Below are 16,203 nucleotides of genomic sequence, written 5' to 3'. Positions count from 1 at the left end.
GTGGGCCCCGCTTCCCTCCGGAAGCGGGGCCCACTCACGTGCGGGGCCACGAACGGATGAAACGGACCGATCACAGCTCAGGGAGGTCGCCGGGCCTACGATGATGCTCTCGACACCAGCCCACAGGAGGCACGTGATGTCCGCAGCATCCGTCGAGCGGCCCCACGACGACCGTCCGCTGATCGCGGAGGCGAACCGTCTCATGGACCGCAACCCGGGCTACCGAGTCGAGATCGTCGGAGGCCAGATCCTCGCGTCCCCGCCGCCGGACGGTGCCCACGCCAGCGCGCTGACCAACCTCATGCTCCCGTTCCTGGCAGCCGGACTGCACGGAACGGAGTCACAGGTACTCCAGGGCATCGGGCTCTGGCTGCCGTCCGGCTCGGAGGACTACGCCGTCCCGGACCTCGCTCTGGTGGACGCCGACTTCCAAGAGCACCTCGTCGAGAACAACTGCTACGACCCCATTGCCTTCCGCCTCGTCCTGGAAGTCACGTCCAACAACTACCAGTCCGACCTGCGCACCAAGGTCTCCGCGTACGCCGGCGCCGACGTGCCCGTCTACGTCGTCGTCGACCGCAGGCACCAGCGCCTCCACGTGCTCACCGACCCGGCCGGGGGCGGATACGGCAACCACCGCATCCACGCCCCCGGCGAAATCGTCACTCTCCCCGACTCCCTCGGCGCCAAGGTCACCCTCGACGTGGCCGAGATCCTCACGGCAGGCGGCCTCGAACCGGCACCCTGATCACAGCTGGCTGAGGATCGTCGGGTCCGTGATCCGCAGGTCGTCGGCGAGCAGCATCGCCTTGCTGAGGATCACCGCCAGCATCCGGTCGCCCTCGAACGGCAGGTAGCCGGCCTGGGGCGCGGTCGCGGCGGACTTCGGGACGATGCACAGGTACTGGTCGTTCGGGCTCATCAGGATGTTCCCCGAGCCCAGGTGGATCTTGTACGTGTGCCGCTCGCCCTTCACGTGCAGGAAGCGGCCCTCCAGCGTGCAGCGGTCGGCTATCGCCAGCCGGGGGATCAGCCGGTCGAGCAGGGCGCGGCGGGTCTGCGCGGTCTCGGTCAGGTCGCCGAAGCCGTACGACGTCCAGTACTCCTGGAAGCGGCCGCCGGGACCGCCGTCCTGCCAGGTCGGGTCGTTGCCGACGCTGGCGACGCCGACGAACAGGTCGACGTCGCGCAGGACCTCGGACAGGACGAGCGGCGGGATCTCCGTGAGCGGCAGCGGCTCGACGGGGTCCTCGTCGGGGCCCAGCCACATGCGGTACTCGCCGCCGTAGCAGTGCGCCGAGTTCTCGGGGGCGTCGAGCGGGTAGAAGCGCACCTGGTCGGTGCGCAGCCGCAGATAGCTGCCGGACTCGGTGGTGTCCTCGCCGTACTCGCCGTCGCCGGTGATCCAGTACTCGGCGCGCAGGCCCCACCGGGGCAGCTCCCGGGTGGCCGGGGGCGCCTCGTCGTCGACGCAGAGACGGAGCTTGTTGCGCCAGCCCCTGACGGCGGCCAGGGAGTTGAACTGGTGCTGGCGCACGTAGTGGGCGGCGAAGCGGTTCGAGTAGGTGCCGGTCGCGCGCTCGGCGTCGGTGAGGAGGTACACCTCGCGGTGGGCCTGCTTGAAGGGCTGGGTGATCCCGTGCCGCTCCAGCCAGTCCCGCCAGGCGACGACCTCGGCGGGCTCGCGGTCGACCGGGTGCCAGAGGGTGACCTCCGCGCCCGAGGTGACGGGGTCGTCGGTGAGGGTGCGCAGCTCGCCGTCCGCGAAGCCGGCCGGGGTGCCGTCGACCGTCCACAGGAGGCGGCGGGCGAGGGTGCCGACGAGCGGGTGGTCGAGGTAGCGCTCGCGCCAGGTGTCGTACGCCCAGGTGCGCCGGGCGAGGAACTGCCGGTCCAGGCGCTCGGTCTGCGCCGAGAGCATCTTGTCGATGTCCTTGACGGCCGCCTTGAGCTCCTTGAGCTCCTCGGCGTGGTCGCGCCGCACGGCGGTGGGCACGCTCTTGACGGCCTTGCCGCTCGCGTTGCGCCAGCCCAGCACGGCGCGTGCGCCCCGGACCTCCAGGAGCGCGGTGGTCTCGCCGAGTTCGTGGCGCGCCTGCCCGACGCCGGTGAGCCCGTAGGAGGGGACGGCCAGTTCCTCGATCTCCTCCCGGCTGAGGCCGAGGGCGGCGGCCTTCGCCTCCAGGAAGCCGTCGATGAGCTTGGCCGTGGCCTTGTACGTCACCCGGGTGGCCAGCCGGGCCAGTTCGGCCAGGGCGGCCTCGCCGTCGACGCGGGAGAGCGCGATGACACCGGCGTTGGCGACCTTCGGGTTGCGCGGGCCGATTCCGGTGACCTTCTTCAGGGAGGTCTCGACGAGCGCGCCGAGGGCCCGTGCGGTGTCCGGATGGGGCGGCAGGAGGGAGACCAGCCAGGCGAGGCCGCGCAGGGCGTTGGCGTTGTAGGGGTCGTAGAGTTCGTTCACGTCCGCGCCGTAGGCCTGACCGGCCAGTCGGAACGTCCGGGGGCGGCCGGCGAGGGCGAGCCAGGCCACCGCGTGGGCACGGACCTGCTCGGCGCCGAGGGCCTCGACAAGGGTGGCGGCCTTCCCCTCCCACCTGGCGGAGGGCTTGGAGGTGGTGGCCGTCAGCAGATGGGTGAGCAGGGCCTGCCCGTCGGGGGTGGAGGCGTCCCGCATGGCCTGCTCGGCCCATTCCTCGCCGACATTGAGGACGGGCTCCGTGATCTTCTTCAGCAGGTCGGCGAAGACTCCGTGGCGGTAGGCGTCCGTGCCGCTGCGGCGGAAGGCCGCGACGACGGCCGGATCCAGCGTCCGGCCGGCGGCCAGCTCGGCCTCGGCCACGGCGTCCAGCCGCGTCGCGTACCAGATGGTGTTCTGCCGGCCGAGTTCCGCGAGCTGGGTCGCCCGCTCGTCGGCGAGCGGGTACTCGGGGAGGCCGTGGGAGATGGCGGCGAGCATGGTCAGCACGTGGTTGCGGGGTTCCGATCGCTTGCCGACCGTGGGGTAGCCCTCCGCCAGCGCGCCGGCCAGCCTCTCCCGCTGGTCGGCGGGGAGTTCGCCCAGCAGGCCGAGGAGCTCTTCCCAACCGCCGCCCCACTGGGCCGTGTTGACCAGCGCGGCCCGCAGGAGGTCGGTGGCGAGTCCGCCCATGTTGCCGTCGGCCGCGTTCGAGCGGATCCACTCCAGAAGCTTCCTGGTGCTCGACATCGTCATCCCCCCACCAGCGCGACGAGCTTGAGGAAGGTGACCTCGGTGCCCAGGACCAGCTCGATCTCCTCGTCGAGATCGGTGACCTGACGCTCCCCCACGAGCACCAGGAAGCCGTTCCCCTCGAAGGCCCTGAGCGCGAGTTCGCTCTGTGCCTCCGGGTCTATCCGGCGGGGTGTGCGCAGCGCGTAGCCGTTCAGCACGCGCTCGGTGTCCTCGGGCTGCACGAGCCCCTGGAAGACCGTGGGCATGCTCGCGTTGTACTCGGCGACCTCCTGGAAGACCCGCCGCCGGATCAGCTCGCGCACCGCGAGCCGCTCCTCGGCGATCTCGATCCCCCAGCCCGCGCCCCGGGTCCCACTGGTCGTCTCGTCGACGAACGTCACCATTCCCATGCCGACGAACAGTACGAGCCCCCACTGACAACCGGCGATCGAGCCCCCCGGATCCGACTTGAACATGTTCAAAAGGAGGTCTACATTCATCTCAGACAGCGTTTTGAACGCGTTCAAGAAGGGGTGGGGACATGGACCTCACAGTCGTCGCGTACGTCATCTACCTGCTGGTCAGCATCGCGCTGACGGTCTGGGTGGCGCGCACACTGAGCCACAACGGACGGATCTTCCTGTCGGACGTCCTGCACGGGAACGAGAAGCTCGCCGACGCCGTCAACCACCTGCTGGTGGTGGGCTTCTACCTCGTCAACCTCGGCTTCGTGGCGCTCTATCTGCACCAGAGCGACGAGATCACCGACGCCCGCGGGATCTTCGAGGCCCTGTCGACCAAGCTGGGTGTCGTCCTGCTGGTGCTCGGTGTCATGCACCTGGGGAACGTCTACGCGCTCAACAAGATCCGGCGGCGGGGCGTCATGGAGCGGGAGCAGACGCCGCCGGTGCGGCCGACGGACTGGGCCGCCCCCACGGCCGGGGCGTGAGGACGGTGACCGGGACACCGGCCACCGGGGACCGGGACGCGGCGAGCGTCCCGGTCCTCGGGCTCACCGTCCTCTATGACCCGAACTGCTCGCTGTGCGCCTTCCTGAAGAAGTGGCTCGCCGGGCAGTCCCAGCTCGTACCGCTGCGGTTCGTGCCGGCCGGTTCCGAGGAGGCCGCCCGGAGCTACCCGCGCCTCGACCACCGCGCCACCCTGGACGAGATCACCGTCGTGGGGGACGCCGGGCAGGTCTACCAGGGGGCCGCCGCCTGGATCGTCACCCTGTGGGCGCTGCGCGAGTACCGGGCGCTGGCCCACCGGTTGAGCACTCCCACGGGCGCGCGGCTGGCCCGGGGCGCGACCCTCGCCGCCGCCAAGTGGCGCGAGGCGCAGGCACGCCGGCGGTGGGGCGGCGGCGCGTACGAGTGGGGCGACGGCTGGAGCTACGACCCGGTCGCCGGATGGACCTTCGAGCCGCCCGCCTGTGACGGCGGCGGGTGCCCGGCCGTTCCCAGTCGTTAGGCTCGTCCTGTGCCAGCACCGACAGACAGCCCCGGCCCCATCGGCCCCTCCGGGCCCGCCGCCCCCGAGCCCGCCAAGTCCCCCGGCAAAGAGGCGAAGAGCCCGGCGAAGAGCGAACAGACCCGGGCCCTGATCCTGGAGACCGCGATGCGGCTCTTCCAGGAGCGGGGGTACGACAAGACGACGATGCGGGCCATCGCCCAGGAGGCCGGGGTCTCCGTCGGCAACGCGTACTACTACTTCGCCGGCAAGGAGCACCTGATCCAGGGCTTCTACGACCGGATCGCCGCCGAACACCAGGAGGCGGTCCGGGACGTGCTGGAGCGCGAGACGGACCTGGAGGCCCGGCTGGGCGGCGTGCTGAAGGTGTGGCTGGACATCGCCACGCCGTACCACGAGTTCGCCGTGCAGTTCTTCAAGAACGCCGCCGACCCGGACAGCCCGCTCAGCCCCTTCTCCCCCGAGTCGGAGCACGCGCGCCTGGAGGCCATCAGCGTCCACAAGGAAGTGCTGGCCGGGGCGAAGACCAAGGTGCCGGAGGAACTGCGCGAGGTGCTGCCCGAGCTGATGTGGCTCTCCCAGATGGGGCTCGTCCTGTACTGGGTCTTCGACCGCACCGAGAGCCGCGAGCGCAGCTACCGGCTCGCCGAGCGCGGCGCGCGTCTGACGGCGCGCGGTGTCTCGCTGGCCCGGTTCCGGCTCCTGCGGCCCCTCGTCCACGAGGTGCACGAGCTGTTCACGGACTTCCTGCCGGGGATGACGAAGGCCCTGCCCGACCCGGCGAAGAAGTCGGAACAGGGCCCGTCACGGACGGCCGGGACGACGGACTGAGGGGTGCCCGCCGTGGCGGGCACCCCCGTCGCACCGGAACGATCCGGCCGCCTGCGGCCTCAGTTGACCGCGTCGGCGTCCACCTCTCCCGGCGCCAGCTCCACGTCGTGCACCAGCGGCTCGTCGGTGACGACGACGTGCTGCGCCCGCGCCCCGTACGAACGGGCCGTCGCCGACAGCAGGTACGTCCCCGGGGCCGGGACCGAGACGATGTAGGAACCGTCGGCCAGCGAGGTCACCCGGTCCAGCTGACGGCCGCCCTTGGACAGCAGCGTGAGGACCGCCCCGTCGACGGCCTCGCCCTCCGCGTCCCGGACGAACCCGTGCACGGCCGACGCCCCGCCCCCGGCCGGGGCCTCGTCCTCCGACGGCTCCTCGGCGGGCTCCACCGCCAGGTGCGGCAGCCGCCTGTCCAGCCACCCGGGCAGCCACCAGTTGGAGTTGCCGAGCAGGTGCATCGCGGCGGGGACCAGGGCCGTACGGAGGATGAAGGCGTCCAGGGCGACCGCGGCCGCGAGGCCGACCCCCGCCATCGCCGCCCCCGAGTCACCGCTCAGGACGAAGGCGAGGAAGACGCACACCATGATCAGGGCGGCCGAGTTGATGACCCGGCTGGTCTCCGCCAGCCCGACGCGCACCGCCCGCGCGTTGTCCTTCGTGTGCACCCACTCCTCGTGCATCCGGCTCACCAGGAACACCTGGTAGTCCATGGACAGGCCGAAGAGCAGCGAGAGCATGATGACGGGCAGGAAGGCGTTGATCGGCCCCTCCTTGCCGAGACCCAGCAGGTCCAGGCCCCAGCCCCACTGGAAGACCGCGACCAGGACGCCGAAGGACGCGGCGGCCGCGATCAGGTTCATCAGCGCGGCCGTGAGCGGCACCACCAGGGAGCGGAAGGCGATCAGCAGGAGCAGGAAGCCCAGGCCGATGATCGTGGCGACGAACCAGGGCAGCCGGTCGCCGGTGATCGTGGCGAAGTCCTTCGACACGGCGGTCACCCCGCCGACGTGGGCCGTCGCTCCGGCGTCCGGGATCACCCGGTCCCGCAGGGTGTCGATGAGATCGTCGGTCTTCACCGACTGCGGCGAGGTCGTCGGGACCACCTGGATCACCGTCACCCCGTGCGCGGGCGGCAGCGCGGCGACCGCGGCGACCCCGGGCGTGGTGCCGATGCCCTTCGCCAGGGCGCCCGGGTCACCGGCGGTCACGACGACCTGGAGCGGGCCGTTGAAGCCGGGCCCGAAGCCCTCGGCCAGCAGGTCGTAGGCCTGCCGGGTCGTGGTCTTGGCGTCGTCGTTGCCCTGGTCGGTGGCGCCGAGGTGCAGCGACAGGACGGGGACCGCGAGGACCGCCATCACGGCCAGCGCGATGACCGCGACCGTACGGGGGCGCCGCTGCACGCCCGTCGACCAGCGGGCCGCGACCCCGCTCGCCCGCTCCGGCTCCGGGCCCTTCGCCGCCAGCTCGCGCCGCTGGCGGCGGCTGAGCACCCGGGTGCCGAGGACGCCGAGGAGCGCGGGCAGCAGCGTGATGGCCGCGAGCACGCTGAACACGACGGTCAGGGAGGTGCCGATGACCACGCCGTCCAGGAAGCGGAGGTTCGTCACGAGCATGCCCGCGAGCGCGATGCACACCGTGCCGCCCGCGAACAGCACCGCCCGCCCCGAGGTGTTGAGGGCGACGACCGCCGACTCCTCGGACTCCAGGCCCCGCAGGAGACCCCGCCGGTGCCGGGTGACGATGAACAGCGCGTAGTCGATGCCGACGCCGAGGCCGATCAGGGTGGCCAGCAGCGGGGCCAGGTCCGGGATGTCCGTGGCGTGGCTGAGCAGTTGCGTGGAGAACAGCCCCGTGCCCACCCCGAAGATCGCGATGCCGATCGGCAGCAGCATGGCGAACAGCGAACCGAAGGCGAGGAAGAGGACGACCGCCGCGGCCAGGATGCCGACCATCTCGGCGAGCCCGGTGGGCGGTTCCTGGACCCGCTGGATCGCCTGGCCGCCCAACTCGACCTCCAGACCTGCTCGTTCGGCGTCCTGAGCGGTGTCGACGACCTTCTGCACCAGGTCCTTGGGAACGGCGTTCGCCTGCTCGGCGAAGGTGATCTGGGCGTACGCGATCCGGCCGTCCTCACTGATCTGCGCGGCGCCCCGCTCCCCCTGGTAGGGCCCCGCGACCTGGCCCACGCCCTTCATGCCGGCGATCTCGTCCAGCACCGGCTGCATCCGGGACCGCACCGAGGCGTCCCTGACCGTGCCGTCCGCGACCTTCCACACCACCGTGTCGGTGTCCCCCGCGCTGTTCGGGAAGGCCTTCTCCATCTGGTCGTACGCACGCTTGGAGTCCGTGTTCGGAAGGGAGAACACGTTCGCGTAGTCCGTGCCCGCGGTGGTCGCCGCGAAACCGAGCCCGAACAGCGCACCCACCCACAGCAACAGGACCACCAGCCGGTGCCGATAGCACCACCGTGCCAATACCGCCACGTTCAACGCTCCTTAGTCGGTCGGTCCCCCAGGTCCTGGACACCAGGATTCGCGGCCGCACGCGCGGGGGGACACGACCCGCCCATGACTCTCAAGGAACTCCAAGGCACGATCGGCCCCCGCCGCCGACGGCCCGTCCGATACTGGGGACATGACCGCTCACGAGGGAGCCACCGTCCTCGTCGTCGAGGACGAGCCGAGCATCGCGGACGTCCTCACCATCGCGCTGCGCTACCACCGCTTCGAGGTGATGGCCGCGGGATGCGTCCGCGATGCGCTCGCCCTCGCCGAACGCACCCGCCCCGACGCGGCGCTGCTCGACGTGATGCTCCCGGACGGCGACGGCCGGGCGCTCGGACGTGAACTGCGCCTGCGGCAGCCGGACCTGGCCGTCGTCTTCCTCACCGCGCGGGACGCGCCGGCCGAGATCGTCGGCGCGCTCGGCTTCGGCGACGACTACATCACCAAGCCGTTCAACATCGACGAGGTCGTCGCCCGGATCACCGCCGTCCTGCGCCGCACCCGGCCCGACGACGTCCTGCCGCAGCGCCCGCCCCTGCGCTACGGCGATCTGGAGCTGGACGAGACGACGTACCAGGTCCACCGCGCGGGCACCACGGTCGAGCTCACCCCCACGGAGTACGCGCTGCTGCGCTTCCTCGTCCGCAACGGCGGACGGATCGTGCCCAAGGAGCAACTCCTGCGCCACGTGTGGCAGTACGAGCACCCGGCCGAGTCGACGGTCGTCGAGACGTACATCAGCTACCTGCGGCGCAAGCTCGAACCGCTGGGTCCGCCGGTGATCCACACCCGCCGGGGCGTGGGATACGGGCTCGCGTGAGGCCGCCCCTCCGGCCCGCCTGCCGGCCGTCGCGCTCCCGGCACGGCGTCCATTCGCTGCGCGGCAAACTGACGATCGCGAACGTGGGGCTGCTGGCCCTGGGCATCGTGGTGGCGACCGCCGTGAGCCTGATGGGCATGCGGCACTACCTGCTCGACCAGGTGGACGCCCAGCTCCTCAAGACCCGCAATTCGCTGGGCGGTTCACAGCTCACCATGCGCCAGATCGACACGCTCAGCGTCCTCGCGTTCGTGCACGACCGGATCGGCCCCGCGGCGGACGAGTCGTCGAGGCCGGACTCGGTCTTCGCGGCCGTCGACCGGAACGGCGAGGCCGTCGACGTGGCCGGCATCCAGCCCAACGGGACACAGCGCGCGTTCGCCGCCGCCGTCGACGACCCCGCCGCCCTCGCCCGCGCCGACGACCCGCGCGACATCACCGTGCGCGGTGCCGCCTACCGGGCGACCGGGGCACGCCTCGCCGACGGGACGTACGTGCTGTTCGCCGCCTCGACCGACGGACTGCACAAGGGCATCGCGAAGGCGCTCAAGCTCGACCTGGCCGTGGGCACCCTGCTGCTGGCGCTCCTCGCGTGCCTGACGATGTTCAGCGTGCGCCGCCGGATGCTGCCGCTGGAGGCCATGGTGGAGACCTCGTCCGCCATCGCCGAGGGCGATCTGACCCGGCGCGTCCCCTCCAGCCACCATCCGACCCAGGAGGTCGAACAGCTGCGGCTCGCGCTCAACTCCATGCTGCACCAGGTCGAGTCGGCCTACCGGACGCGCGAGGACAGCGCCGCCCAGCTGCGCCGGTTCGTCGGGGACGCCTCGCACGAACTGCGCACCCCGCTGGCGGCGATACGCGGCTACCTCCAGCTGTACGAGAAGGGGATGCTGACCGATCCCGTCGAGCGCAGGCGGGCCTGGGACCGGATGAACGCGGAGGCCGACCGCATGGGCCGGCTGGTCGACGAGCTGCTCACCCTGGCCCGCCTCGACCAGCGGCCCGAACTGCGCTTCAAGAACGTCGACCTGAGCCGGCTCGTGCGGGACGCGGCCGAGGACCTGCGCGCCCAGCAGCCCGGCCGGCCGGTCACCGTGGACGCCGACGGCACGCTGCTCGTGCGGGCCGACGAGTCGGGGCTGCGGCAGGTGCTGGGCAACCTCGTGGGCAACGTGCGCACCCACACGCCCGGCGACGTGCCCGTGCGGCTCGGCCTGGAGCGCACGGACGGTGTCCTGCGGCTGTGTGTCGCGGACAAGGGCCCCGGGCTCGCGCAGGAGGACGCGGCGCGCGTCTTCGACCGCTTCTTCCGGACCGGCGGCGGCGCGGGCAGCGGGCTCGGCATGGCCATCGTGGAGGGCGTGGTGAGGGCGCACGGGGGGACCGTCGCGGTGCGGACGGCACCCGGCGAGGGTCTGGCGGTGACGGTGACGCTGCCGGTCCGGCGCGGGTACGCGTCGGCGGGGTGACGGCGCGGACACCCGGGACGCTCGGGAGCACGGCCGCCGAGCGGTGCGGGCGCCGTGGGACCGGTGGCGCCCCGGTGCCGCCGTGCGGGCCGGGGAACTCTCGCCCATACACTGCGACCTGCGGAAACGGACTTGAACAAAAGCTGACCGAGGCGGTTGAACACGGGTCGCCACGGTCCCGTACACCACGATGAGGGCGAATCGGTCACTTCCGATCGGCCGCCATGTCACCACCGCGCATCGCACGGAAGGACCGCCGGGTTGTCGTTCACAACGAACTCTCGACAGCTGCCGAACACGGACGAGGCGCCTCCGCGCGACGAGACGAAGCCGGAACCGCTCGCGGACGCGGCCACGGACACGGACGAGGCCACGGACACGGGCGAGGCCACGGACACGGGCGCGGACGAGGACGCCGCCGCCTCGGGTGAGGGAGAGGCAGCGGCCGGGGCGGCCCCCGAGACCGACGGGGCCGCCTCGATCGGCTCCGGCGGCCCGGAGGGGACCGCGGCGGAAGCCGTCCCCGGTGCCCCGGCGGACACCGCCGGAACCGGGGACCGGGCCGAAGCGGACGCCCCGGCCGACGGCTCCGCCGAGGCGGTTCCGAGCGCCGTCGGAACAGCGGCCGAGACCGCACCGGAGGCCGGGACGGTGACCGAACCCGAGCCCGAAGCCGAGGCCGGGACGGTGACCGGACCCGAGGCGGGGACGGTGACCGAGACCGAAGCCGAAACCGGGACGGTGACCGAAGCCGAAGCCGAAGCCGAAGCCGGGGCGGAAGAGCCCGTCGAGGCCGGCTCGGACGCGGACAGCGTCCCGGACCCGGACCCGGCCGGGGACCCGGCCGGGGACCCGGCCGGGGAAGCCCCGGACGCGGCCCTCGGGGCAGGGGCCGGTGACGGTGAGGAGCCCCCGGGGGACGAGCCGCCCGTGCGCGGCCGGTGGCGCGGGTGGCGGGACCGGTATCCCGTCGCCGCCCGTACCCTCGCGTGGACCACGAGCGTCCTCGCCGCCGCGCTCGTCCTGTTCGCGCTGCTCATGCCGAGCCAGTCGGACAAGTTCCAGCCGGCCGAGTTCCTGCGGCTCCCGGTGGAGGCGATCATCGGCGCCGCGCTGCTGATCCTCCTGCCGCGCGTGCCGCGGATCGCCCTGTCCGTGCTCGCCGGTCTCGCCCTGGGCGTCCTGACCGTCCTGAACATCCTCGACATCGGGTTCAACGAATACCTCGGGCGGGGCTTCAACGTCATCCTCGACTGGGCGCTCTTCGCCGACGCGCAGTCCTACCTCCAGGACACGTTCGGCCACGGCGGCGCGCTCGGCATCGCGGCCCTGGCCGTGGCGCTCGTGATCGCCGTACTGGCCCTCATGACGCTGTCGGTCGTGCGGCTGGGCAACCTGGCGGCCCGTAACACCCAGAACGCGACCCGTACGACGCTGGTCCTGGCCGTCGCCTGGGTCACCTGCTCGACCCTCGGCGTGCAGAACACCGGGGTGCCCATAGCCTCCGAGCAGACCACGACGGTGGTCCAGGACCGGGCGGAGGCCGTGCGGCAGACGCTGCGGGACGAGGCCGAGTTCGCGAAGGTCGCCAAGAAGGACAACTTCGCGAACACGCCGCCCAGCCAGCTCCTCACCGATCTGCGCGGCAAGGACATGATCGTCACGTTCATCGAGAGCTACGGCCGCAGTGCCATCGAGGACCCGGTCATGGCGCCGGGCGTCGACGCGACGCTCACCGCCGAGAACGAGAAGCTGACCCAGGCCGGTTTCGCGGCGAAGAGCGGCTGGCTCACCTCGGCGACGTACGGCGGCAGCAGCTGGCTCGGCCACTCGACGTTCCTGTCGGGCCTGTGGATCAGCAACCAGCAGCGCTACCGCACCGTGACCGCGGGCGATCACCTGACCCTGGTCGGCGCCTTCAAGAAGACCGGCGACTACGACACCGTGGGCGTCATGCCGGGCATCCAGAAGGGCTGGCCCGAGCAGAATTTCTACGGCATCGACAAGCTCTACGACTCCAAGCACCTCGGCTACAAGGGGCCGAAGTTCAGCTGGTCGACCATGCCCGACCAGTACGCCCTGGCCGCGTACGAGCGCCTGGTGCACAGCAAGAAGCACGACAAGCCGCTGATGTCGACGATCATCCTGACCTCCAGCCACCAGCCCTGGGCGCCGATCCCTGAGACGGTCCCCGACGACCAGGTCGGCGACGGATCGGTCTACAAGGCCATCGAGAAGGCCGGCAAGAGGCCCGGTGACATCATCACCAGTTCGCCGAAGTCGAAGGTGGAGTACGGCAAGTCGATCTCGTACTCGGTGACGAGCCTGATCGACTTCCTGGTGAAGCACGGCAACGAGAACACCGTGCTGATCTACCTCGGCGACCACCAGCCGATCGCCCGGGTCAGCGGCGACCACGCCAGCCGCGACGTGCCGGTCTCGATCGTCGCCAAGGACCCGAAGGTGCTCGAAAAGATCGCCGACTGGGGCTGGACGGACGGTCTACAGCCCGAGCACGACGCCCCGGTGTGGAAGATGGACTCCTTCCGGGACCGCTTCCTGACGGCGTACGGCTCCACTCCGCACCCCTAGCGGTACCGGTCCCCTCTCCGTCCCGCGGGCGGTGGTCACGGCGAGAGCCGTCGGCCGCCGCCCGCGGCCGTGTCGTCGACGGCCGCGGCGATCACGGCCGTCGCGTCACAGCCAGCTCAGCTGCCAGAGGCGGAAGACTCCGGTCCCGTCGGACAGGTACTCGCCGCCGCTGATGTCCTCGGTGCTGATGACGTACTCCTTGCGCTGCCACAGGGGAATCAGCGGGACGTCCCGGGCGACGACCGCCTGGAGCTGCTGGAACGCCTCCGCCGTACGGCTCCGGTCCGCGTCGTCCTGGGTCTCCTGGATCAGGCGGTCGACGTTCTTGTCGCTGTAGCCGTTCTTCATGCTGTTGCCGGTGCCGACGAGCGGCGCGCCGAAGGTGTCCGCGTCGGGATAGTCGGCGACCCAGCCGACCGCCCAGGCGTCCAGTCCGCCCGCCGCGTACCGCTTCTGGAAGTCGGTCCACTCGAACCCCTCGGCCGTCACCTTGAACAGCCCGTCCCGCTCCAGCTGCCGCTTGAGCTCGACGGCCTCCTCACCCGCGGCGCCCCGCCCCTCGGCGAACCCGTAGGTGAAGCGCACGGGCAGCGAGACCCCGGCCTCGGTCAGCAGGGCCCGCGCCTTCTCGGGGTCCGGTTTCGGGTAGTCGTCGAAGAACGAGGTCGCGTGCCCCGTGATCCCCGCCGGGATCAGCCCGTACAGCGCCTCGGTGGTCCCCTTGTACGTCCGGTCGACCAGTTTCTCGCGGTCGACCAGCGAGGCGAGGGCCTGCCGTACCCGCGGGTCGTGGAACGGCGAACGCGCGCGCACGTTCAGGACGAAGTTGCGGGTCTCGGCGCTGTCGACCTCCGTGACGCGCTGCGCGGGGTCGCTCGGCGAGAGCCCGGCGAGCAGGGCGGGCGGCAGCTGGCGGGCCACGACGTCCAGCCGCTTCTCCTTCCAGGCCGCCTCCAGGGCCTGCGAGTTGGCGTAGTAGCGCAGCACGACGGGCCTGCCGAAGTCGTCGACGGCGCCCTTGTAGCGGGGGTTGGGGGCGAGGACGGCCTTCGTGCCCTTCGTGTACGTCTTCAGGACGTACGGCCCCGTGCCGTCGGCTCCGGTGTCGGTGCGCAGGCTGCGCCTGGGGTAGCGGGTGCTGTCGACGATCGACCCGGCGCCGGTGGCCAGCTTGAACGGAAAGGTCGCGTCGGCCGAGGAGAGACGGAAGGTGACGGTCAGGCCGCTCGCGTCCACGCCGTCCAGGGTGGAGAGCAGGGAGGCGGGCCCCACCTCGTCGTTGATGCGCTTGACGCGGTCGAAGGAGAACTTCACGTCCGCGGCGGTCACCTTGCGCCCGCTCGCGAACGTCAGGTCGTCACGGAGCGTGCAGCGGTAGGTGCGCAGCCCCGAGTCGGTGAAGGCGCAGCTCCTGGCGGCGTCCGGAACGGGCTTGGCGCCACCGGGCTCGAAGGTGAGCAGCGACTGGAAGACGTTGCTGAACAGGGCCCAGGATCCTGCGTCGTAGGCGCCTGCCGGATCGAGCGAGGTGACGTCGTCCGTCGTGCCCACCGTGATGGTGCGGTTGCCGTTCCCCTTCGCCGGTATCAGCTGCCAGCCGGCCACGCTCACGCCCGCCAGGACGAGAAGCGCCGCCAGAACCCATAAGCGAACCGATCGCATCGGTGCCCTCCCCCAAGCGCCCCGCACGCCACTCCCCAGTGACGCGGATCACCTAATCACAGGAGTTTCGGCCGGGGAAGGGAATCGGGAAGAGTGCTCGGGTCCGATGCGAATGATCTTTTCCGTCCCGCTTCACAGGGGATTCTCAGGCTTCGCGTGACGCCAGCTCGACGACCGTGATGTCCGAGGGCGCGCCGACCCGGGTCGGCGGCCCCCAGGCTCCCGCGCCCCGGGAGACGTACAGCTGCGTGTCGCCGTAGCGCTCCAGTCCCGCGAGCGTCGGATTGGCCGCGGCCGCGACGAGGTTCCCCGGCCACAGCTGCCCGCCGTGGGTGTGGCCGGACAACTGGAGATCGACCCCGTGGCGTACCGCTTCATGAATCTGCACCGGCTGATGGGCGAGCAGCACACAAGCACGTGTCGTGTCCCGGTCTCCGAGCGCCTTGCCGAAGTCGGGCCCCTGCCCCTCGCTCTCGCCCTGTAGGTCGTTCACCCCGGCGAGGTCGAAGCCGGCCAGCTCGGTCCGCGCGTTCTCCAAGGGGTGGATCCCCAGCTCCCGCACCTCCCGGATCCACTGCTCGGCCCCGGAGAAGTACTCGTGGTTCCCGGTGACGAAGTAGGCCCCGTGCCGGGCCCGCAGTCCGGCGAGCGGAGCGGCCGCGGGGCCGAGGTTCTTCACGCTGCCGTCGACCAGGTCACCGACGACGGCGATCAGGTCGGGCTGGGTGGAGTTGATGGTGTCGACGACCTTCTGGGCGAAGCCGCGCCCGAGCACCGGTCCGAGGTGGATGTCGCTCACGACGGCGATCCGGAAACCGTGGGCGGACCGGGGCAGTTTGGCGAGCGGCACGGTGACCCGCTTCACCGCGGGCCCGCGCAGCACGCCGTACGTCCCGTAGCCCACGGTCCCCACCGCGACGGCCGCGGCCGCGCCACCCACGACACGCGAGACGAACAGACGCCGCGACAGCGAGGAAGCGGCCTCCGCCGATCCAGCCGCCCCCACCTCGCCCACGGATTCGACCGACCCCGCAGGCTCAGCAGGTCCCGCGGGTTCGGCCGACCCCGCAGGTTCGGCCGGTCCCGCAGGTTCGGCCGGTCCCGCAGGCTCGGCCGACTTCGCCGATTCCGGCGGGACCTCCGGATCGGCGAGTCCCGTCAGCCCAGCGGATTCCAGCGCCCCGGTGGGTTCCGGCGACCCGGCAGGTTCCGGCCGTTCCTCCGCCGTCGGTGCCGCGCCGGAGGCGGAGCGCGCGCTCTCGCGCGGTCCCGTCCCCCCGGTCACGGCGGGGGAGGCGGCGCTCCCGGTGCTCCGCCGTCCGGCGGCCCGGCGCGCCCCGGCCCACCTCAGGACCGGCCGCACGAACTCCCCGGCCAGCAGCGCCAGCACGAGGTAGAGGGCCAGGGGCATCCACAGGAACCCGGGCCAGGCCAGCGTCCGCTGGAGCCAGAAGGGGGCGCCCGCACGCTCGCTCGCGACGGCGGCGACCATCAGCAGCGGCCCGGCGACGAAGACGGCCGCGCCCAGACGGCGGACCGGTCCGGGGCCGCTCGTGGTGTCCCGCACCAGCCGGCGCCAGGCGTACCAGTGCAGCCAGCCGAGCACGGCCAGGGCGAGCAGGGCCGCCGAAACGAACAAGATGACCATGACGCCGTATC

12 protein-coding genes are annotated in these 16,203 nt (G+C 71.7%); 7 read left to right on the top strand and 5 right to left on the bottom strand.

Annotated features, from left to right (window positions below; translation table 11 throughout):
- Positions 1-136: 136 nt before the first annotated feature.
- A complete protein-coding gene (locus tag CW362_RS16175; RefSeq protein WP_103550160.1) occupies positions 137-748 on the top strand; it encodes a Uma2 family endonuclease in 612 nt (203 codons plus the stop codon).
- Here CW362_RS16175 and CW362_RS16170 read toward each other — a convergent pair whose 3' ends face one another.
- Together CW362_RS16170 and CW362_RS16165 are read right to left on the bottom strand one after the other, a co-directional pair.
- A complete protein-coding gene (locus tag CW362_RS16170) occupies positions 749-3,214 on the bottom strand; it encodes a DUF4132 domain-containing protein (protein WP_103550159.1) in 2,466 nt (821 codons plus the stop codon).
- Positions 3,211-3,693, bottom strand: coding sequence for a hypothetical protein (locus CW362_RS16165; protein WP_240657821.1), 483 nt, complete (start codon positions 3,691-3,693; stop codon positions 3,211-3,213). Before CW362_RS16165 ends, CW362_RS16170 begins: the two co-directional genes overlap by 4 nt.
- Before the next feature lie 41 nt (positions 3,694-3,734).
- Here CW362_RS16165 and CW362_RS16160 point away from each other — a divergent pair, with 41 nt between their 5' ends.
- From CW362_RS16160 to CW362_RS16150, 3 genes are all read left to right on the top strand, one after another.
- Positions 3,735-4,142 carry a hypothetical protein gene (locus CW362_RS16160; RefSeq protein ID WP_103550158.1) on the top strand — a complete coding sequence of 136 codons (408 nt, stop codon included), beginning with the start codon at positions 3,735-3,737 and terminating at the stop codon, positions 4,140-4,142.
- Positions 4,143-4,147: 5 nt separating this feature from the next.
- Entirely contained in the window at positions 4,148-4,663 is a 516-nt protein-coding gene (locus CW362_RS16155; RefSeq protein ID WP_103550216.1) for a thiol-disulfide oxidoreductase DCC family protein, read from the top strand.
- Between the two features lie 129 nt (positions 4,664-4,792).
- Positions 4,793-5,494 (top strand): TetR/AcrR family transcriptional regulator, encoded by a 702-nt coding sequence (locus CW362_RS16150; protein ID WP_276313669.1) that lies wholly within the window; start codon positions 4,793-4,795, stop codon positions 5,492-5,494.
- 59 nt (positions 5,495-5,553) lie between these two features.
- Here the strand turns inward: CW362_RS16150 and CW362_RS16145 are convergent, their stop codons facing one another.
- Positions 5,554-7,968, bottom strand: coding sequence for an MMPL family transporter (locus CW362_RS16145; RefSeq protein WP_103550157.1), 2,415 nt, complete (start codon positions 7,966-7,968; stop codon positions 5,554-5,556).
- A 160-nt stretch (positions 7,969-8,128) separates the two neighbouring features.
- On the opposite strand from CW362_RS16145, the gene CW362_RS16140 reads away from it, so the two are divergent.
- The 3 genes from CW362_RS16140 (at position 8,129) to CW362_RS16125 (ending at position 12,882) form a co-directional block, all read left to right on the top strand.
- Positions 8,129-8,818, top strand: a complete 690-nt coding sequence (locus CW362_RS16140) for a response regulator transcription factor (RefSeq protein WP_103550156.1) — start codon at positions 8,129-8,131, stop codon at positions 8,816-8,818.
- Positions 8,815-10,290, top strand: a complete 1,476-nt coding sequence (locus CW362_RS16135; protein ID WP_103550155.1) for a sensor histidine kinase — start codon at positions 8,815-8,817, stop codon at positions 10,288-10,290. The genes CW362_RS16140 and CW362_RS16135 overlap by 4 nt, the downstream gene beginning before the upstream one ends.
- Before the next feature lie 261 nt (positions 10,291-10,551).
- A complete protein-coding gene (locus CW362_RS16125; protein ID WP_240657820.1) occupies positions 10,552-12,882 on the top strand; it encodes a sulfatase-like hydrolase/transferase in 2,331 nt (776 codons plus the stop codon).
- A gap of 105 nt (positions 12,883-12,987) precedes the next feature.
- On the opposite strand, the gene CW362_RS16120 is transcribed toward CW362_RS16125, so the two are convergent.
- Complete coding sequence (locus CW362_RS16120; protein WP_103550153.1) at positions 12,988-14,544, bottom strand: ABC transporter substrate-binding protein; 1,557 nt, start codon at positions 14,542-14,544, stop codon at positions 12,988-12,990.
- A gap of 145 nt (positions 14,545-14,689) precedes the next feature.
- A complete protein-coding gene (locus CW362_RS16115) occupies positions 14,690-16,192 on the bottom strand; it encodes a metallophosphoesterase (RefSeq protein ID WP_103550152.1) in 1,503 nt (500 codons plus the stop codon).
- Between the last annotated feature and the right edge of the window lie 11 nt (positions 16,193-16,203).

The organism is Streptomyces populi (assembly GCF_002911015.1).
Lineage (GTDB): Bacteria > Actinomycetota > Actinomycetes > Streptomycetales > Streptomycetaceae > Streptomyces > Streptomyces populi.
Note: the sequence above shows the minus strand (reverse complement) of the source record. Positions and strands in the feature narration are given on the sequence as shown.